The 1,643-nt window shown below is 69.3% G+C and carries 1 protein-coding gene; it reads left to right on the top strand.

Translation table 11 applies throughout. The features are described 5' to 3' along the window. Positions 1-1,643 (top strand): autotransporter family protein (locus AC1DS0_RS30765; RefSeq protein ID WP_476817993.1); only part of this gene is annotated, 1,643 nt, incomplete at both ends.

Consider the following 1,643-nt stretch of genomic DNA (forward strand, 5'->3'; position numbering starts at 1 on the left):
TCGAACTGACCGGCGACAGCTCCGGCTTCTCCGGCGCGACCACCGTCTCCGCCGGCACGCTCATCGTCAACGGTTCACTCGGCGGTGGGCTCGAGGTCGAGGCCGGCGCCCGGCTGCAGGGCAGCGGCACCGTCGGCTCGACCACGATCCAGGCAGGCGCCACGATCGCGCCAGGCAACTCGATCGGAACAATCACCGTCGCCGGAGACATCACCTTCGCCGCAGGCTCGACCTATGAAGTCGAGGTCAATGCCGCTGGCAACAACGACAAGATCCTGGTGTCCGGCTCGGCGACAATCTCCGGCGGGACGGTGCAGGTGCTGGCCGAAAACGGCAACTATGCGGCAAGCACGAACTACACGATCCTGACTGCGAGTGGCGGCGTGGCCGGTGCCTTTGGTACCGTTACCTCGAACCTCGCCTTCCTCGATCCGTCGCTGAGCTATGGCGGCACCAGCGTCACACTGACGATGACCCGCAACGATGCCGCGTTCGGACCGGACGGTTCAGGCCGCAGCTATATCGCGCAGACGCGCAACCAGGGCTTCATCGCGATCGCTGCCGAGCGGCTTGGGGTCGGCAATCCGGTCTATGACGCGCTGATCTCGGCGACGGCGGCCGAGGCGCGCGCCGGCTTCGACCTGCTCTCGGGCGAAGCGCATGCGCAAGGCGTCAGCGTGATGATCGACGAGAGCCGGCTGGTGCGTGACACCATTCTGGGCCATCTGCGTGGGCCGCTGCTGACGCAGCCCGGCCAGCAGGTTGCAGGCGCCTTCACTGCTGATCTGCCCGGCCGCAAGGGCGGGGTCGTGATGGCTGCTCCGATCCCGCAGCCGCGTTATGCGCTCTGGGGCACCGCCTTCGGCAGCACCGGCAATACCGACGGCGATGGCAATGCCGCGAGCCTGAGCCGCCGCAGCGGTGGCGCCCTGCTCGGCGCCGATCTGATGCTCTACGAGGCGCCCGGCTCGTCGCTGAAAGTCGGCGTCGCCGGCGGTTACAGCCAGTCGCGCTTCGATCTCGATGCCCGCCTCTCGACCGGCAAGCTCGAGAGCGGCCATGCCGCGCTTTATGCCGGCGCCCGCTTCGGCCAGCTCAGGCTCGATGCCGGCGCGGCCTACACATGGTCCGAGAGCGACATCCGCCGCCAGGTTCAGATCCGCGGCTTCGGCGACCTGCTGCGGCTGCAGCGTCCGGGCTCGGTGACGCAGGGCTTTGCCGAGCTCGGCTACGGCTTCGCCTTCCAGGGCTTTGCGCTCGAGCCCTTCGCGCAACTCGCCCTGATCCGCGTCAGCACGGATGCCGGCACCGAGCGTGGCGGCGCGGCGGCCTTGCGTGTGCTCTCTTCCGACCAGACGCTCGGCTTCACCACGCTGGGCTTAAGGGCCGAGGCACAGCTCGGGGCGATGCCGCTGTTCGCCCGGGCCATGCTCGGCTGGCGCCACGGCTTTGGCGAGCTCACCCCGCAGGCCCGCACCGCCTTCGTCGCCGGCACCACGCCGGCCACGGTCTTCGCAGCCAGGATCGATCGCGACGCCCTCACCGCCGAGGCAGGGCTCGACTGGCGCATCTCCAAGGCCACCGCCCTCGGCCTGACCTACTCGGCGGCGATCGGCGAACGCTCCCGCGACCACGCCCTCAAG

The sequence above is a fragment of the Allobosea sp. P4_H5 genome (genome assembly GCF_056400825.1).